16 protein-coding genes, 1 tRNA gene and 1 pseudogene are annotated in these 18,814 nt (G+C 31.8%); 7 read left to right on the top strand and 11 right to left on the bottom strand.

Translation table 11 applies throughout. The annotated features are described in order from the left end of the window. The first annotated feature begins 1 nt into the window (after window position 1). The 4 genes from ftsA (at window position 2) to Q4Q35_RS13335 (ending at window position 4,285) form a co-directional block, all read left to right on the top strand. A complete protein-coding gene (ftsA, locus tag Q4Q35_RS13350) occupies window positions 2-1,315 on the top strand; it encodes a cell division protein FtsA (RefSeq protein ID WP_303278491.1) in 1,314 nt (437 codons plus the stop codon). A gap of 121 nt (window positions 1,316-1,436) precedes the next feature. Then, window positions 1,437-3,446, top strand: a complete 2,010-nt coding sequence (gene ftsZ, locus Q4Q35_RS13345) for a cell division protein FtsZ (RefSeq protein ID WP_303278490.1) — start codon at window positions 1,437-1,439, stop codon at window positions 3,444-3,446. Between the two features lie 176 nt (window positions 3,447-3,622). Next, complete coding sequence (locus Q4Q35_RS13340) at window positions 3,623-4,072, top strand: GatB/YqeY domain-containing protein (RefSeq protein ID WP_303278489.1); 450 nt, start codon at window positions 3,623-3,625, stop codon at window positions 4,070-4,072. Window positions 4,073-4,211: 139 nt separating this feature from the next. After that, window positions 4,212-4,285 (top strand) — tRNA-Arg (locus tag Q4Q35_RS13335). Window positions 4,286-4,372: 87 nt separating this feature from the next. On the opposite strand, the gene Q4Q35_RS13330 is transcribed toward Q4Q35_RS13335, so the two are convergent. The 5 genes and pseudogenes from Q4Q35_RS13330 to Q4Q35_RS13310 form a co-directional block, all read right to left on the bottom strand. Beyond that, entirely contained in the window at window positions 4,373-4,594 is a 222-nt protein-coding gene (locus Q4Q35_RS13330; RefSeq protein WP_303278488.1) for a hypothetical protein, read from the bottom strand. 266 nt (window positions 4,595-4,860) lie between these two features. Beyond that, window positions 4,861-5,946, bottom strand: coding sequence for a hypothetical protein (locus tag Q4Q35_RS13325; RefSeq protein ID WP_303278487.1), 1,086 nt, complete (start codon window positions 5,944-5,946; stop codon window positions 4,861-4,863). A gap of 833 nt (window positions 5,947-6,779) precedes the next feature. Then, a pseudogene (locus tag Q4Q35_RS13320) lies at window positions 6,780-7,025 on the bottom strand (IS982 family transposase); the annotation flags it as partial. 249 nt (window positions 7,026-7,274) lie between these two features. After that, window positions 7,275-8,105, bottom strand: coding sequence for a DUF6503 family protein (locus Q4Q35_RS13315; RefSeq protein WP_303278485.1), 831 nt, complete (start codon window positions 8,103-8,105; stop codon window positions 7,275-7,277). A gap of 110 nt (window positions 8,106-8,215) precedes the next feature. After that, complete coding sequence (locus Q4Q35_RS13310) at window positions 8,216-8,779, bottom strand: TetR/AcrR family transcriptional regulator (RefSeq protein ID WP_303278484.1); 564 nt, start codon at window positions 8,777-8,779, stop codon at window positions 8,216-8,218. Window positions 8,780-9,329: 550 nt separating this feature from the next. On the opposite strand from Q4Q35_RS13310, the gene Q4Q35_RS13305 reads away from it, so the two are divergent. Both Q4Q35_RS13305 and Q4Q35_RS13300 read left to right on the top strand, forming a co-directional pair. Further along, a complete protein-coding gene (locus Q4Q35_RS13305; protein ID WP_303278483.1) occupies window positions 9,330-10,178 on the top strand; it encodes a zinc-dependent peptidase in 849 nt (282 codons plus the stop codon). Between the two features lie 156 nt (window positions 10,179-10,334). Continuing rightward, window positions 10,335-10,751, top strand: a complete 417-nt coding sequence (locus Q4Q35_RS13300) for a CBS domain-containing protein (RefSeq protein ID WP_303278482.1) — start codon at window positions 10,335-10,337, stop codon at window positions 10,749-10,751. Here the strand turns inward: Q4Q35_RS13300 and rpe are convergent. The 3 genes from rpe to Q4Q35_RS13285 all read right to left on the bottom strand — a co-directional run bounded on the left by rpe (window position 10,748) and on the right by Q4Q35_RS13285 (window position 13,606). Further along, window positions 10,748-11,410: a ribulose-phosphate 3-epimerase gene (gene rpe / locus Q4Q35_RS13295; RefSeq protein WP_303278481.1), complete on the bottom strand. Its 663-nt coding sequence runs from the start codon at window positions 11,408-11,410 to the stop codon at window positions 10,748-10,750. The two genes, Q4Q35_RS13300 and rpe, sit on opposite strands and share 4 nt — an antisense overlap. Before the next feature lie 194 nt (window positions 11,411-11,604). Further along, window positions 11,605-12,468 carry a sigma-70 family RNA polymerase sigma factor gene (locus Q4Q35_RS13290; RefSeq protein WP_019387909.1) on the bottom strand — a complete coding sequence of 288 codons (864 nt, stop codon included), beginning with the start codon at window positions 12,466-12,468 and terminating at the stop codon, window positions 11,605-11,607. Between the two features lie 169 nt (window positions 12,469-12,637). After that, entirely contained in the window at window positions 12,638-13,606 is a 969-nt protein-coding gene (locus Q4Q35_RS13285) for a hypothetical protein (protein WP_303278480.1), read from the bottom strand. A 117-nt stretch (window positions 13,607-13,723) separates the two neighbouring features. Between Q4Q35_RS13285 and Q4Q35_RS13280 the strand changes: the two genes are divergently transcribed. Next, window positions 13,724-14,428, top strand: coding sequence for an LA_2272 family surface repeat-containing protein (locus Q4Q35_RS13280; RefSeq protein WP_303278479.1), 705 nt, complete (start codon window positions 13,724-13,726; stop codon window positions 14,426-14,428). 65 nt (window positions 14,429-14,493) lie between these two features. Here Q4Q35_RS13280 and Q4Q35_RS13275 read toward each other — a convergent pair whose 3' ends face one another. The 3 genes from Q4Q35_RS13275 to accD all read right to left on the bottom strand — a co-directional run bounded on the left by Q4Q35_RS13275 (window position 14,494) and on the right by accD (window position 18,371). After that, window positions 14,494-16,752: a polyribonucleotide nucleotidyltransferase gene (locus Q4Q35_RS13275; RefSeq protein WP_303278478.1), complete on the bottom strand. Its 2,259-nt coding sequence runs from the start codon at window positions 16,750-16,752 to the stop codon at window positions 14,494-14,496. Between the two features lie 294 nt (window positions 16,753-17,046). Continuing rightward, on the bottom strand, window positions 17,047-17,316 hold the full coding sequence (gene rpsO, locus Q4Q35_RS13270) for a 30S ribosomal protein S15 (RefSeq protein ID WP_303278477.1): 270 nt from the start codon (window positions 17,314-17,316) through the stop codon (window positions 17,047-17,049). A gap of 197 nt (window positions 17,317-17,513) precedes the next feature. Further along, complete coding sequence (gene accD, locus Q4Q35_RS13265) at window positions 17,514-18,371, bottom strand: acetyl-CoA carboxylase, carboxyltransferase subunit beta (protein WP_303278476.1); 858 nt, start codon at window positions 18,369-18,371, stop codon at window positions 17,514-17,516. Window positions 18,372-18,814 lie beyond the last annotated feature (443 nt).

Genomic DNA, 18,814 nt, shown 5'->3' with positions numbered 1-18,814 from the left:
CATGGAGCATAATTTAGCAGTAGGATTAGATATAGGAACCACAAAGATTGTGGCAATGATTGGTCGTAAAAATGAATACGATAAAGTTGAAATTTTAGGAATAGGTAAATCTAAAAGTTTAGGGGTGCACCGTGGTGTTGTAAATAATATTACGCAAACGATTCAATCTATACAGCAAGCAGTTCAAGAAGCGGAAGTTTCTGCCGAAATGAAAATTGAAGGCGTTACTGTTGGTATTGCCGGACAACACATAAGAAGCTTACAACATAGTGATTATATAACAAGACCCAATTCAGAGCATGTTATAGACGAAGAGGATATAGATAGATTAATAAATCAAGTACATAAATTGGTAATGCTTCCCGGGGAAGAAATTATTCATGTATTACCTCAAGAATATAAAGTAGACGGGCAAGCAGAAATTAAGGAACCAATAGGTATGTATGGTGGCCGTTTAGAAGCTAATTTTCATGTAGTTGTGGGTCAGGTGTCTTCTATTAGAAATATTGGGCGTTGCGTGCAAAGTGCCGGTTTAAATTTAGAAGGTATCACATTAGAGCCATTAGCTTCTGCAAATGCGGTTTTAAGTCAAGAAGAAAAAGAAGCAGGTGTTGCACTTATCGATATAGGAGGTGGTACTACTGATTTAGCCATTTTTAGAGATGGTATTATTCGCCATACAGCAGTTATTCCTTTTGGAGGCAATGTGATTACTGAAGATATTAAAGAAGGTTGTTCCATTATTGAAAAGCAAGCCGAATTACTAAAAATAAAATTTGGTTCTGCGTGGCCAGGAGAAAATAAAGACAACGAAATAGTATCTATACCAGGTTTACGAGGTAGAGAGCCAAAAGAGATTACATTAAAAAATCTTTCAAAAATAATTCATGCCCGTGTTGTTGAAATTATTGAACAAGTTTATGTAGAAATTAAAAATTACGGACACGAAGAGCAAAAGAAAAAATTAATTGCAGGTATTGTATTAACAGGAGGAGGTAGTCAGTTAAAACATTTAAAGCAGTTAGTAGAATATATAACAGGTATGGATACTAGAATAGGGTATCCAAATGAACATTTGGCAGGAGATAGTGATGGAGATATAACTAGCCCTTTGTATGCAACAGCAGTAGGATTGGTTTTAGATGGACTAATGCGTCAAGAAAGAAAGAAGTTAGAGCAAAAAGAGGCTTTTAATATTGAAAATGAAGAAGAAACACCTAGTGAAGAAGTTGCAGAAAAACCGATAAAAGAACGACGTTCTTTTTTAGATAAATTAACCGAACGCGTTAAAGATTTTTTAGATAACGCAGAGTAGAAATAAACGTAATAAAATTGTTCAGATAACAATTTTAACGAAGCTATCAGATGATGGTATAAGGAAAAAAATATCCATTGAATAAAAAAATAAAATATAGAACCTCAGTAAAATAGAATCTATGAGCAGCAAAGAAGAATTCGAAAGCATTGCATTTGATTTACCAAAGAATCAGTCAAATGTTATTAAAGTTATTGGTGTTGGAGGAGGAGGTAGTAATGCCATTAATCACATGTTCCAACAAGGTATTAAAGGTGTTGATTTTTACATATGTAATACCGATGCCCAAGCACTTCAGAATAGTGGTGTTCCAAACAAAATCCAATTAGGCGTTAATTTAACCGAAGGGTTGGGTGCGGGTGCAAATCCAGATATTGGTGAGCAATCTGCCGTTGAAAGTTTTGATGATATTTCACAAATGTTAGATTCCAATACCAAAATGGTGTTCATTACAGCAGGAATGGGCGGTGGTACGGGAACCGGAGCTGCTCCTATTATTGCTAAAATGGCTAGAGAGCTAGATATTTTAACAGTAGGTATTGTAACCATGCCGTTTCAGTTTGAAGGTAGAATGCGTATTGAGCAATCTCAAAAAGGGATTGAAAAGTTAAGAGACGTTGTAGATTCTTTAATTGTAATAAATAATAATAAACTTCGTGAGGTTTATGGTAATCTTGGTTTTAAAGCAGGGTTCTCTAAAGCAGACGAAGTGCTATCAACTGCTGCTCGTGGTATAGCTGAAGTTATTACACACCACTACACACAAAATATTGATTTACGTGATGCTAAAACGGTACTGAGTAATAGCGGAACTGCAATTATGGGATCTGCTTTAGCATCAGGACAAAATCGCGCTCAAGATGCTATTCGAAAAGCTTTAGATTCACCATTATTAAACGATAATAAAATTACTGGGGCCAAGAATGTCTTATTATTAATCGTTTCAGGTTCTCAAGAAATTACTATTGATGAAATAGGAGAAATTAACGATCACATTCAAACAGAAGCAGGGTATGGTGCAAATATTATTATGGGTGTTGGTGAAGATGAATCGCTAGAAGAATCTATAGCAGTAACCATTATTGCCACAGGTTTTAATCTTGAACAACAGGACGAAATTTCTAATACGGAAACTAAAAAAGTAGTGCATTCACTTAGTGAAGATCAAGATTTAAACCCTAAAGAAAAAGAACCTGTAATTATAGCTCCAACAATTGAACTAGAAGAAAAAAAGGAGACACCTATAGTTCGCCATACTTTAGATTTAGAAACCGATGAAGATACTCTTAGCAATTTAGAAAAGAGTTTCATTAATAAGCAAAATCTGGTTAAACCAAAAACAGAAGAAAATATAGATTTAATACCAACATCTGAAATTATTAAAAACATTAACGTAGTATATGATGAGGTAAAAGCAGATATAGAAGAAGAGGAAGAAGATTTTATCATTAAGCCAGTTACAAGAATGTCTGACGATGTTGAAGAAATTACAGATGTAGAAATTATTTCAGATTATATTGAAGAAGAACAGCAAATAACTTTAACCTTCGATTTGCCTCTTTCAGATAATAATGAAGAGCCTGAAAAAGAAGTAGCAGAAGCAGTTACTTCTTATGAATTAACAGATGATGAAGTTAAAGATATACCGGTAAATGACTATGTAGAGCTCATACCAGTTACAGAAACAAATGAAGATGGCGATATTCGTTATGCTTTAGATGATTATGTTGAGGTTGAATCTTCAATGAATAAAAAGCAACCGGCACCTAATGAGGTTTTAGAAGAAGTAGATAATGATATTGTATTTGAAAAGAAAACCAAGCCAGAAGAGTCTGATTTAAAAGAAGAAGAGGTACAGGAAGTCGACCCAATGAATAGCCCAATATCTGAGTTGCTTAAAGAGAGAGCAGAAGAGCGCAGGCGTAAAATGAAAGATTTTAATTATAAATTCAACAATGCAAAAATCGATGACATAGAAAAGGTTCCTGCATATAAACGTCAAGGCGTTAATTTAGATGAAGCTAAACATTCGTCCGAAACAGATATGTCTAGAACCAGTATTGGGTTTGATGATAATGATGATATACAATTGCGAAGTAATAACTCGTTTTTACATGATAATGTAGATTAAAAAGCACACTGACCTTATTTGTGTTATGAACCCGAAAAGTATCCCTCAACTTTTCGGGTTTTTTATTTAATTGAAATTTTGTTATTCCCTCGAAGGAGGGAATCATTTTTTCTTCGTACTTCACACTTCATGCTTCCAACTTTTTTATATCTTCGCGTTTAAATAAAAATGTTATAATGAGTTTACAACAAGATGTTATGTCTGCTTTAAAAGAAGCTATGAAAGCTAAAAATCAAACAGCTTTAACAGCTTTACGTGCCATAAAATCTGCTATTTTATTAGCGCAGACAGAAAGTGGTGCAAAGGAAGATTTAACAGAAGAACAAGAGCTTAAAATCCTTCAAAAGCAAGTAAAACAACGAAGAGACAGTGCTGCTATTTATATAGAGCAAGGACGTGAAGATTTAGCTGCTCCAGAATTAGCAGAAGCAGATGTTATTGCACAATTTTTACCAGAAGCATTAAGTGATGAAGAAATTGAGAAAGTAGTTGTTATGACTATAGATAGCATAGGAGCAGAGGGTATGAAAGATATGGGTAAAGTAATGGGCATTGTTAGTAAAGAGTTAGCTGGACAAGCAGACGGAAAAACGATTTCTAATATTGTAAGGTCTAAATTGTCTTAGTATGAATCTTGGTATTTATTAGTTTTTTAATAAAGTAAAAATTAATTTTGAATACTGAATACTGAATACTGAATACTGAATACTGAATACTGAATACTGAATACTGAATACTGAATACTGAATACTGAATACTGAAAAAGGCTGCGTAGTTCAACTGGATAGAATATCAGATTTCGGCTCTGAGGGTTGGGGGTTCGAATCCCTTCGCGGTCACAAAATAAAATCGTAATAAGCTAATTTTTAGATTATTGCGATTTTTTATTTTGTTGCTGTGTCACTTTTTGTGTCACTGTATCTGGTTTATTTCTTATATTTTCTAAATGCTTGAATTGTTTGGTATATTCCAAATGCGACTAATGCTCTACCGATAAAATCCCATAGATAAAACCAGTTATTAGGTTTGAGCTCATCCATATAGTTGGTTTTATGAGTAGGAATAATAAAATTAAAAAAATACTTCACACTATTTTGTGTTGATGTCCAAAATTTTTCAATACCAAATGAGTATTCTTCAGTAGTCATTAAAGCGAAATAGAAGAATAGCCACCATATTAACATTGTAAATGCAATTCCTCTAAAATAAGATTTACCATGATTATTAGAAACATAATTTAATCCTAGAATAATGAAAAATCAAAAGATAACAAAAAAAGAAAATCGCCTAAAAATTATTTTTTAGACGACCTCTTTTTTTGTTGGCAATCGATTATTTATTTAATAGTCGAATCATAGCTCCTAATTTTTATGATACCATTATTTGAAAGACTTAGACTCAACTCATTTAGTTATCACTCCAGTTTAAACCAATAAAAGTTATTCCAACCTTCAACTAATCTGGTAGGATCAGTATTCTTGCTTCTGTCTTGTTCATCCATTAAAACAATTTTGTTGTTAGCTACAGAAAAATTGTAAACCCTAGGTTTGGCTTCAATATCTACTTTCACCTCTATTTTATAAGCACCATCAGTAAGGCTGGATAGTTTAATAACTTGCTTACCGTCTGAAGACTTCATTGCTGTATTCATTTCAGTCCATTTAGCACGATTAACTTTACCCTTAACTGGTTTGCTTAAGCCATTGTAGTTGGTAGCAAAAGGCTTACCGTCTTTGGTCATGTTAAGTGTCCATTTTACGTCTTTTAACGTTTTATTTGGATCAGATGGATTCGGTTGAAATTCTTCATGTTGCATGTAGAACCCAAATACCATGTTGCCAGATTTTTGGTGTTCCATATAAGCGTATTTATTCCATGCACCACGGCTTAAATACATCTCATTAAGTTCAGCATATGGATCGTCATTTGTTACTTTATATACTTCAAAATCAAAGTTGTAGAACAATTTGTTTCCTGCATAAAACTCTAGGCGATACATTCCTTCTCCCCATTTTTTAAGGTCAACATTTGTTCCATCAGCCCATTCTCCATTTTTTTGGTATCGGCTAGATGGAGCATTAAGTTTTCTTAGTTTTTTATTGTCAAAAGTTTGATCACCATCATACTCAAAATAGTCGATGAATTCGGTACCTTTAAAAACTTTTATTATTAAGTATTGCGATTGATCATTGAGATTGCTTACACTCGACCCATCTTTCTTTTTATAAGGAACAAAAGAGGCCGTATAGTTTTGAAGACGTGTTGATCCTTTTTCGGAAATTTCTGTTGCATACAGCAAAGAGCTCATAGTAATGGCTGGAGTAAATTTAAAAGTAGTATAGTCCAATTCCAATGCTTTTTTATCCTTACCCTCCGATGTTGTTTTTTCTTTTCTTTCCTTTTTCTTGGTCAGGTTTTTTAACCTTCCTAATTGAGCGTTTGCTGTAGTGCCTACTAGAACAAGCGTTGTGATTCCTAAAATCATTGTTAATTTTTTCATGTTGTTTTGGGTTTTTTATTATTTAATGTTTGTCAATATTCTAAATAAAGGGTTGTTTCTTGTCATTTCTTATTCTGTATAACTGATGGTAGTGTTCACAGTTGACTTATTCCATGTATTTTCATTAGTAAACCTAATATCTAATAGATTACTAATTTGCTTAAAATCATTTGACGATTTGTATATGATTTTTTGCGTGAAAATCTACCAGAGTTTTCAGATTTTGGGGTGAATATAGCAAAAAGAACTAGGGTTTTCCGAAAGAAAAATTAGAAGCAATGCACACAAAGTTTTGTTGGGTATTTTACTTGTTGCTAATCAGTATAATAGTCGATTTATTTTTTTTTCGCCTTTCGTCGAATTTTTTTCTGGTTTCAATTTTTTTGATAAAAAAAGGTATTATAAGACTAATATCCCTGTCTGCTATTGAGAGAAAGTTACAAAATGGTACAAGCTACACATAGACTTAAAGTAGGTCAACAAAGTCATTCACTTCATGTCGCAAAAGTATTACAAACTCATGTTTTGTGTAAAAACCTTAAAAACAATATGTTATGGGGGTTTGTGTGACAGGTTTATATTAAGCTATAAAAAATGTTAGCATTTTGGTAACATTAAAAAGGTTAGGGTTTAAAAAAAACAGAACGTTTTACGGGTATATGTACATATTTAAAAGATTAAGTAAAGTTTAACCCGAATAAACATTAAAAATTATGAAAACAAAACAAAACATTACAAAAGCAACACATTACGTTTTAGTTTTATTGTTAATAAACTTCACATTATCTACAAAAGCTCAAACCTATATACCTAATTAACTCGAGTTTCCAATTTTAAATTATCTGTTTGATTTGAAAAGCCATCACAACCAGCATTAGTTTTATAATAAAACCATTAGTAGTTACAGCATTAATGTGTCTGGGCATTAAGCTGCAAATTTGACTAATGGAAGTTTCAATAATTTTCCTCATGGCTTCTTTTATGTAAGCTACATAAGGCTTGTCCTTTCTTTTAGAATTGGTTTTTCTTGCTATTTGTAAGCGAACTTGCTCTGTTTCTTTAAATAAATCTTCCAATTCTAAAATACTAAAACTTATTATGCTCCTATTTTTTTAGGAAACTCGGGTTAATTAATAAACGCATTATCAAAAAATAATAATTAATTATGAAGTGATTTAAACTTTTTTGATTGAAGCAAGAAATAGCTCTTTTACTCAATTGAAAAAAATTTAAACCATTTCTATATTATTAAAGCAGGTGGAAGATTAATTCACCTGCTTTTTTATGTGTTTATTTCAAATAAAGGCTCTGTTCTATGCTGTTGTTATTTATTTTTTAAAATCCTTTATATTTAGATTATTATTAAATACAATATTAGACCAAGTCACCTCTATCCAAGGGGCATCACTTACATCTGCATGCCATGTTGATTTTTTGTACAGACGTTTTGTAGGAATCATTAAATTCTCTATTTTTTCATATTGAAGTTTCATTAAAAAAGGTGTTTCCATGACTCCAAAATCTGCCACAGTAAAAAGAAACTGATCTACTAATAATGTATTCTTATTTAAATAAAGTTGATAAATGTCTGTAGGTTTTTCTTCGTTTGAATTAAAGGTGATTTTAACTACGTCATATTTTATATTATTTAACGTTTTTTCTCCGATATATTCGTAATTCACTCCAGGATCTAATAATTTTTGAAACATTGTGAACCAATAAAAATTTGTAGGCCTATTAAATGCAACTCTTTTCAATCGTTTTGTATCATCTAGGGTCTCCCCATTGTGTTTGAGCCAATATTCACTGCCGTCATAACCTTGCTCGATTTGCCCTTCTAAATCAGGAAAAGTGCGTTGGTGTTGGTCGTATAATCCATATGATAATTCTCCATTAAATATGTATTTTTCTGTAGAAATATCAGCCTTGCCATCAGGAGTGCGATAGGTATAAGTATAGATGACGTCCTTATTTTTACTAAGGGAATTATAATCACCTACTTTTTGCGACATTTTATAAATTAATTCATGCCCTTTGTTTTTAAAAACTTGGATTGTTTGCTCTTGTTTTTGTTCTTGTTTAGGTTCTGTTTTACTTTTATTATTGCAAGCAAAAAGAAGTGTACTTAAAATAATGATTGATGTTATACTAAATTTCATATTGTTTTATTTTTTATGTTATATTCTATAAGTTTTTTTAGTCTATTGAATTTATTATTATAATTGTTGTCAATAACTAAACAATCGGTTAGTTATAGAGTAAAAAAATATTAAATATTATTAAATGTCATGTCAATATAGTCTTGTATTTCTTTTTGGTTATTAACCCTAGTAGCTGTAGCTAAACCATGTTTTGCTAATAATAAAAAATTAGCCTGTTTTTGTATGGTCTCATCATCTTTGGTGCCATCCATCTTTAATTTTTTAATAAATATACTTTTAAGGGTTTCCATAAATTCCTCCATTTGATCTTTTACTAATTTATCTTCGCTCTCTGAAAATTCATTATAAGTACTGGTTACTAAACAGCCTTTTTGATTTCCTTTTTGATAGCAAAAATTAACAGATTCATAGAAAAACTCTTTAATACCTTCAACACCATTAGTAGCTTTTTCGAGTTTTTTAAACATTGCATTTGTCTTTTCTTTGTAGCATTTTAAACTTTCAATAAAAATGCCATGTTTACTTCCAAAACTAGAATATATTGAGAATTTATTGATATTCATTTCTCTTTCAAGCATTTTTATAGACGTATTTTTATAACCATTTCTCCAAAACAATTGCATTGCTTTGTCTATAACTTCTTCTTCTATATATTGCTTCTTTCTGGCCATGAATTTTTAAATTCGATACAAAACTAAACAATTGGTTAGCAATAAAAAAACTTTAACTTTTTTTTAATTTTAGCGTTCTAGTTGTTGAATGGATGACAAATAAGAAGTGGAGTAAGTTATATAATGTTTTAGCATTTCAAGACCGTTATCATGATTGATAAAATAATATAAAATTTAGAGAACCGGATTGGGCTTTTTATAGTACCGGGTTACTAGGCTCTGAATCAATATTTTATTAGCAATTTGAGATTTTTATATCTATTTGTTTCACCAGTGGCATGAATAGATGTGATAATCAAATTTATTATTTAGATGGACAATTTTTTTACAAAAGGATCAAGAGGAAAACATTAATTTTTTGAATAAAAACTATCTTCTAGAGTTTTTTTGCAGGAGAAGGAGAGAAGCCCTGTTTTATGTATAAGTAATTTCATTTTATCAGTTAATTTGAGTTTTAAACGTATTTTGTTTCATATCTATGCATTTAATTAATTATTATGTTCAAAATAATTAATTAAAATATATTATATTTTAATACGTTAAGCTAACTATGTTTCTAATCCTTGTTATAGAAAAGTACACTTTGGGCAGTAAAATAATTCTAGGAATTCTCTTTGTTGTTCTAGCATGTATACTTTTAAACTATGCTATAAGAATGATAGAAATGGGGTATGTGCTTAAAAATAAACGACCATTATATAATCATTTTTACTTTTATCTAAGGCGGTTAAATAAAAATCAAAAATCTATTTTAACACACCAATTTTCTTTTTATAAAAAACTTACGACTAAAGAGAAAAAATATTTTGAGCATCGTGTAGCATCCTTTATAAAAGATAAGGATTTTATAGGTAGAGATATTGTAGTAAGCGACGAAATGAAAGTTTTAATAGCTTCAACAGCAGCAATGTTAACTTTTGGTTTTCGTGATTTTTATATTGGTATTATTTCTAAGATAGTAATATATCCTAGTAAATATTATTCTAATATTAACAAAACATATCATAAAGGAGAGTTTAACCCTAAATTGAAAGCTTTAGTGTTGTCTTGGGAAGATTTTGTACAAGGCTTTGATGATGAAAACGATAATTTAAATTTGGGCATACATGAACTTACACATGCCATCCATATTAATAGCATGAAAGAGCGCGATGTAAGTTCTATCATTTTTAACGATTCCTTTAAAGAGTTATCTACATTATTCTCAGAAAATGAAGGACTACGTGAGGAATTAAAAGCTTCTAATTACTTTAGAAAATATGCCTACACAAATCAGTTTGAATTTTTAGCGGTTACTATTGAGAATTTTATTGAAACACCACAGGAGTTTAGATCTCAGTTTCCAGAAATTTATAATAAAATTAGGCAAATGCTTAATTTTAAAGTTAGCGGTTATTAGATTTTTATGAGTGTAATTTTACACTTAGGTAGCCCTAGAGAATACTAGCATAATCTAGGATATGTTCTTTTGTTTTGTATTTATGATATGACTTTTATCATACTTTATTTCCATTTTGATGCCTAATTTTAGTTATAGAATTTAAAACCCATTAAGATGAGAAGAAGAACTCCAGTTTCAGAAATAATGAGCAAGGATATTATAGCTTTAAGGAGATCGGATGATTTGGAGAGAGCTGAGTTGCTTTTTAAAAGATATAATATTAGACATATTCCCGTAGTTTGTGGTGAAGCTATAATTGGTATGTTAAGCTATACGGATTTGCTAAGAATTAGTTTCGCTGATGCGACTGAAGATGAGCACAGTGTCGATGCGATTGTTTACAATATGTTTACTATTGAGCAGGTTATGACAAAAAACTTGATAAGCGTTTCAAGTGACACAACAATTAAAGAAGTAGCTGAAATTTTAGCAAAAAATGAGTTTCACGCATTACCAATTGTTGACGACTCGGTTCTTGTAGGTATAGTAACAACTACAGATTTAATAAACTATTTACTAAAGCAATATTAAGAATTGGCCAATCCTTTTAAGTCTTTAATAGTCTTAACCTGGTCGTTGCTTTTAAACACATAGCTTCCTGCTACTAGTACATCTGCCCCAGCATCAACAAGCGCTTTTGCATTTTTATTAGTAACACCACCATCAATTTCTATAATTGTAGAAGCACCTTTACGTGTAATTAATTCTTTTAATTGCGATACTTTATTATACGTGTTTTCAATAAAACTTTGTCCACCAAACCCAGGGTTTACACTCATAATACACACTAAATCAATGTCATTAATGGTGTCTTCTAAAAGACTAATATTTGTGTGTGGATTTAATGCTACACCAGCTTTCATACCTTCATTTTTAATAGCCTGAAGTGTACGATGCAAATGTGTACAAGCTTCATAATGAACAGTAAGAACATCACTACCTAATTCGGCAAAAGTTTTAATATATCTATCTGGGTCAACAATCATTAAATGCACGTCAATGGTTTTTTTTGCATGTTTAGCAATGGCTTGTAAAACAGGCATTCCAAAAGAGATATTTGGAACAAACACACCATCCATAATATCAATGTGAAACCAATCGGCATCACTTTTATTAACCATTTCTATATCACGTTGAAGGTTTGCAAAATCTGCTGCCAGAATTGATGGTGCAATTAGTTTAGAACTCATTGTAATGCTTTTGTAAAGTTTTTTGCAAATATAGAAAAGTCTTTATGAAGAGTCTTCACTTTAATAAGAGATTTAATAATGGAGGTGTATATAAAAGTGAACCCTCGGTAATCAGCCGAGGGTTCTTTCATCAATCAAAAAACGAACAGTTATGTGTAACTGTTTGTTACTGTTATTTAGTCGTAAAAAAATTACTATCCTAAATATGTTTTTAATATTTTACTTCTAGAAGTATGTTTTAGTCTTCTAATTGCCTTTTCTTTTATTTGTCTTACACGCTCACGTGTTAAATCAAATGTTTCTCCAATTTCCTCTAAAGTCATTGGATGTTGATTTCCTAAACCAAAGTATAAGCGAATTACATCGGCTTCACGAGGTGTTAAAGTTTCTAATGCACGCTCAATTTCAGTACGTAACGATTCGTGCAATAATTCTTTATCAGGATTTGGTGATTCACCACTGTTAAGAACATCGTACAAGTTGGAATCTTCACCTTCAACTAAAGGAGCATCCATACTTACGTGACGACCAGAATTTTTCATAGACTCTTTAACATCGTTAATAGTCATGTCTAATTCCTTAGCGATTTCTTCAGCACTTGGCGGACGTTCGTGACTTTGTTCAAGAAAAGCAAATGTTTTATTAATCTTATTAATAGATCCAATTTTGTTTAATGGTAAACGTACAATACGAGATTGTTCAGCTAATGCTTGAAGAATCGATTGACGAATCCACCAAACAGCATAGGATATAAATTTAAAACCACGAGTTTCATCAAAACGTTGTGCCGCTTTAATTAAACCTAAATTACCTTCATTAATTAAGTCGGGTAGGGTTAAACCTTGGTTTTGGTATTGCTTTGCTACAGATACAACAAAACGTAAATTAGCTTTTGTTAACTTTTCTAAAGCTATCTGATCACCAGCTTTAATACGTTGAGCTAATTCCACTTCTTCATCAGCAGTAATTAAATCAACCTTACCTATTTCCTGTAAATATTTATCTAACGAAGCAGTTTCTCTATTGGTAACCTGCTTAGTAATTTTAAGTTGTCTCATCTAAAGTTCTCTTGTAATTTAATTGAATATTAGGGCATTCAGTAGTTATACGTATATATGTCGTATAATGTTACAAAAAGTTTCAAATTATTTTTCGTTTTCCCTTATTAGACCCAAAAACCTTAGAAAAGTCACATTATTTGTCAAATTCTTGCTTTTGTTCATAGATTTACTCAAAACCTAAAACTTGAGTAGCTTCTATTAAACTATGTAAAGCATCAATTTTAGAATACAGTTTATTAAAAAAACTGTTTCGTTCTTTTTCGCCAGCACTATTTAATAATTTTGAGTTTTGTAATTGTTTGTTTAAAAATAATTCAGCTTCATTACATGTGTATTTATCGCTCGTTTTATAATATGATAATAAGGTAAAGGGAACATAAAGCAACTGTGAATTTTGAGTGCTGACTAACACATTATTATTCATTAAGTGCAATTCGTTATAATACAAATTAAATGTATTATTATTGGATACTAGTTTTAATGAAATGCTTTTAATTAATGTTTTTAATAATTCGCATAATAATAGAGCTGTTTCTGTGTTAATTTGTCCTGCGTTGTAGTAAAAATGAATTTGTTTAAGAGTACTGTTTATAGAGGTAATATCCCAAATTTCAGATGTATTCAAATTGTTATATAGTCCACCTAAGCGTTTTCCTGATTCAATTAACGAAATCTTTGGAGCAAAAGATTCAAAGCTTTTAGTAGCGTATTGTGGATTTAAAAGTTTTAACCATACATAATATTTAAATCGACTTAACGTATCTCCATTTAAATTATAGAAGATCGGAATATCTTTTGCAGAATAAAAAAGCCTGCTTTTCTTTTGCTTTATAAGCGGATAAAGAGATTGATAAGAATCTTCAAAATAGGTTTGTAATTCATCTTCGTTTTCTATACGTTTCGTTTTTTCAACGCTTAAAAATTCACTTGTGGCTATCCCAAAAAGTTTATCTAAAGATAAATTATAATACTTCGCTAAAGTTATACTTTCATCTAATGAAAATTTGCTTTTTAAACTAACCCGTCTGTGTGCAGCATCATAACTTATTTGTAAAGCAGTAGCGACTGCTTCAATAGTTGAAGTGTTCTCTGGGAGTTCATCTTTTATGGAACTAAGAAATGTAGCTTGGAACATGATTAAAATTACTTATTATTTGTGATTATCACAAAAATTAATTCAATAATATGTGATTTTGTTGTTTTAAAATGTGATTATAACAATAATTTTGATTTGAATTTAAAAATTGAATATATGAAATATTACATTTTGATTATCACATTATTGTTTAGTTTTCAAACATTTGCTCAAACTGAACAAGTAGAAGAAAGGAAGTTTCGTTTTCCTGTTTGGACTACACATAGTAAAAATACTGATATTGTAGGTTTATCTTTAGGGGCTTTTCCAACTGATTATAATAATGACCTACATATAACTAGAACGTTTGGGGTTCGTTTAGAAGTCTTCCCTTTGTCTCCATTTTATTTTATGGCACCGCGATCACCTTTGTCAAATAGTGAAGATGCTTATAATTTGACTATGAAAAAATCAGCAACACAACAAATTTATGGTCTGAATTTATCTACGGGAACATTTGAAACTATAGATGCTTATGGAATTTCGATAACAGGATTTATGCATTATAGTAGGAAGAATAATGGTTTGTCCCTATCTGGATTAACTAATTCTATTGAACGTGCAAATGGATTAATTGTAGCTTGTGGGGGTAACGCTATATTTAAAGGTAATGGTATTATGATTTCAACTGTTTGGGGTAATGGAGCGAATTATTTTAATGGAATTCAAATTTCTGCTGAAAACTATATTTTAAAGAAGGGAAGTGGTATACAAATAGGCGTTTTTAATAAAGCTGAAAATTTTAGAGGTATTCAATTTGGTATTTGGAATAAAAATGGTAAACGTTCATTTCCAATTATTAATTGGCAGTTTAAAGCCTGAACAAAAAACCTGCTAGATATCATGTATCTAGCAGGTTTAATAATTTATTAGAGTTTTTAAAGAAATTAATCTTCCTTCTTCTCTTCCCTAGGTTTTCTATCGTCACGACGGTTATCGCGCCCACGATTATCTCTACCTCTGTTATCTCTTCCACGGTTATCACGACCATTACTTTCTCTTGGTGGTCTTGCTACATAACCTTCTGGCTTTGGCAAAATAGCTTTACGAGATACTTTTTCTTTGCGAGTTCTTGAATCTATACCAAAATACTTCACATCAAAAACATCTCCCATGTTTACAACGTCAGATACATTTTCTGTACGTTCCCAAGCCAATTCGCTTACATGTAATAATACTTCATTACCAGGTGCATCCATATATTCTACAACAGCACCAAAGTCAAGCATTTTAATAACTTTTACTTCGTAAACGCTGCCAACTTCTGGTTTAAACATTAAAGAATCTATTTTTGCTAGAACAGCATCGATACCTTCTTGTCCTGTTCCTAAAATTTCAACGATACCTTCTTCTGTAACTGGGTCTTCGTTAATAACAATAGTTGTATTGGTCTCTTTTTGTAGTTCCTGAATCACTTTTCCTCCAGGGCCAATTAAAGCGCCAATAAATTCATTAGGAATGGTACGAGTAACCATTTTAGGTGCATGAGATTTCACATCATCATTAGGTGCAGCAATCGTATCTGTTAACTTAGTTAAGATATGCAAACGACCTTCACGAGCTTGTTGTAAAGCATTTACAAGAATTTCATACGATAATCCTTTTACTTTAATATCCATTTGGCAGGCTGTGATACCATCGGCAGTACCAGTAACTTTAAAGTCCATATCACCTAAGTGATCTTCATCACCTAAGATGTCAGATAGTACAGCATATTTTCCAGAATCTGCATCAGAGATTAATCCCATAGCGATACCAGAAACAGGTTTTTTAAGTTGTACACCAGCATCCATCATTGCCATAGTACCAGAACAAACAGTTGCCATAGAAGAAGAACCGTTAGATTCTAAAACTTCACTTACAACACGAACAGTATAAGGACAATCCTCAGGAACCATACCTTTTAAAGCTCTTTGCGCTAAATTACCATGTCCTACTTCACGACGCGAAGTACCTCTAATAGGTCTTGCTTCTCCAGTTGAGAAAGGCGGGAAGTTATAGTGTAAATAGAAACGTTCTTCACCTTCGTATGATGGCATGTCTATTTGGTTGGCCTCTCTACTTGTACCTAAAGTAACTGTTGCTAATGCTTGAGTTTCTCCACGAGTAAAGATCGCAGAACCGTGTGTTGATGGTAAATAATCTACCTCACACCAAATAGGTCTAATATCAGTCGTTTTACGTCCATCTAAACGTAAACCTTCATTTAAAGTAAGGTCGCGAACTGCAGATTTTTCGGCTTTGCTGTAATATTTTGATATTAATCCATCATAATCTTCAACTTCTTCTTCAGAAAATGATGCAATAATTTCTTCTTTAATTTCTGAGAAAGCAGCACTTCTTTCATGTTTAGAAGATCCTGCTTTTGCTACAGCATATACTTTATCATAAGCCATATCGTGAATTTTCTGAGCTAATGCTTCATCTTCACGTTCTGGCTCGTACTCGCGAGTTTCTTTTTTACCAAATGCTTCGGCTAATTTTAATTGAGCAGCACATTGTACTTTAATAGCTTCGTGCGCAAACTTAATAGCTTCGGTCATTTCTTCTTCAGAAATCTCATCCATTTCTCCTTCAACCATCATTACAGAGTCTGCAGAAGCACCAATCATCATATCGATGTCAGATTCTTCTAATTGAGCTCTTGTTGGGTTGATAACGAATTCACCATTTACACGACCAACTCTAGCTTCAGAAATAGCACATTCAAAAGGAAAGTCAGATAACATGATTGCAGCCGAAGCAGCTAATCCTGCCATAGCATCTGGCATAACTTCATCATCGTGAGACATTAACTGAATCATCACTTGTGTTTCACTATGATAATCTTTTGGGAATAACGGACGTAAAACACGGTCTACTAAGCGCATGGTTAAAACTTCACCGTCACTTGGTCTTGCTTCTCTTTTAAAGAAACCTCCTGGATAACGTCCAGCCGCAGCAAATTTTTCTCTATAGTCGACTGTTAATGGTAAAAAATCAACATCTGCTTGTTTGTAATTGGAAACAACTGTACACAAAAGCATACATTTTCCAGACTGCACAACAACGCTACCATGTGCTTGTTTTGCTAATTTTCCGGTTTCGATAGAAATTTCTCTACCGTCACCTAGGTCTATGACCTCTTTAAAAACTTGTGGAATCATAAATTTTTTTAATTCTAATTAAACAATGGTCGTTGTGTTGTTGTGTGTAGTTGTTGTGTGACCAATGAAAAACCTTTTGTCCCGAATTCATTTCAGGATCTAGCTTCTTCTAGTACGTAGTTTAAACTCTTACGCTAGAGTTCTATTTTATATAGGGCGTTACCTAAAGGTCGGGCTTTTCGCTATATCTTTTTATTTGACAACTTTTCGACTGCGCTCAAAGAGACAAATAAAAAGGATGCCGCTGCAATCCCTAACGCAAAAACAAAAAAGAGGCAAGTAAGCCTCTTTTTCTTATTTTCTTAATCCTAATTCTTTTACTATAGCACGATATCTTAAGATATCTTTCTTAGTTAAGTAATCTAGTAAAGCACGACGCTTTCCTACTAGTTTCACTAAAGAACGCTCTGTGTTAAAATCTTTACGATTATTTTTTAAATGTTCTGTTAAGTGGTTGATTCTGTAAGTGAATAATGCAATTTGCCCTTCTGCAGAACCTGTGTTTTTTGCATCTTTACCGTGTTTTTTAAAGATGGCTTCTTTTTCTTTTTGATCTAAATACATGCTAATATTATTGTAAATAATTGTTATGTAAACGAAAGTTTCTCTTTCGAGCGGCAAATATAGTGATTTTTAATGGATACTAACAATATTTTGTATTCTAGTAAGATATTGTTTATACTTAGACTTATTATAGGATAAAAAAGGCCTGACAGGTTTTAAAAATCTATCAGGCTTAAACTGTTATAGTCTTAATATGTTTATACTCTTAAAGGCTGATTTGTTATTAAATCGAGATATTTATTTACCTTATTTTTTAATTCATTTCTTACGGTAATAAAATCTAAGAAACCGTGTTCTAATAAAAACTCGGCAGTTTGAAAACCTTCAGGTAATTCTTTTCCTGTAGTATCTCTTACTATCCGCGGTCCCGCAAATCCAATTAAAGCTCCTGGCTCACTAATATTGATGTCGCCTAACATAGCAAATGATGCGGTTGTACCTCCTGTAGTTGGATCTGTACATAAAGAGATATATGGAATTTGAGCGTCTGCCAATTGCGCTAATTTTACAGATGTTTTAGCTAATTGCATTAAAGATAATGCTGCTTCCATCATTCTAGCGCCACCAGATTTAGATATTACCATTAAAGGAATTTTATTCTCTAATGAATAATCTGCAGCACGTGCAATTTTTTCGCCTACAACACTTCCCATAGAACCACCTATAAATGCAAAATCCATACAGGCAACTACTAAATCTTTTCCTTTAGACTTTCCAACTGCTGTACGAACGGCATCTTTTAAGTTAGTTTTATCTTGTGCTGTTTTTAAACGTTCCGGATATTTTTTAGTATCAACAAACTTTAAAGGATCTTTAGATTCTAAATTAGTATCTAATTCTTTAAATTTATTGTCATCAAAAAGGATTTCGAAATATTCTTTACTACCAATTCTTACATGATAACCGTCCTCTGGACTTACATAGAAATTTTTCTCTAATTCTTCTGCATCTACAACTTTACCAGTGGGAGATTTATACCAAAGACCTTTAGGGGTGTCTTTTTTCTCTTGAGTTGTTGTGGTGATTCCTTTTGTTTTTCTTTTAAACCAAGACATACTGATTTGCTATTTTATGTTCCCTTGTAAAAGGTCGTCTTTTAAATTTAGTTAGTTAACACTTTGGGATTCTTGCCTTACTGAAACAAGTTCAGCTTATGTTACAGGAATAACATTCGTGTTATGTACATAGGTATTTGTTAAGACTAGTTCAATTTTATTGAAAAGCGATTAACAAAATCCAGATCACAAAATTAAACCTTTTTTTAATTTTGCGGTAGCTTCATAATGATTTTATTAATTTAATGCTTGAAATTAATTGTTCTTGCAGGTATATAAATTAAAAAAAGCCCCGCTTTATACGAGGCCACTGAAAAAGGTAGTTCTTTTTCAAATGTAATTTTAAAAGCGATTAAGAAAAAGGTAATATTTCTTAATCGCTTTTATGTTTTGTGTAATTTTTTGATATGGGCTTATATATGAAGTTAAAAAATGCTTCAAAA

Source organism: Flavivirga aquimarina (assembly GCF_030540835.1).
GTDB lineage: Bacteria > Bacteroidota > Bacteroidia > Flavobacteriales > Flavobacteriaceae > Flavivirga > Flavivirga aquimarina.
The sequence above is the reverse complement of the archived record's forward strand: the minus strand, read 5'-3'. Positions and strand labels throughout refer to the sequence as shown.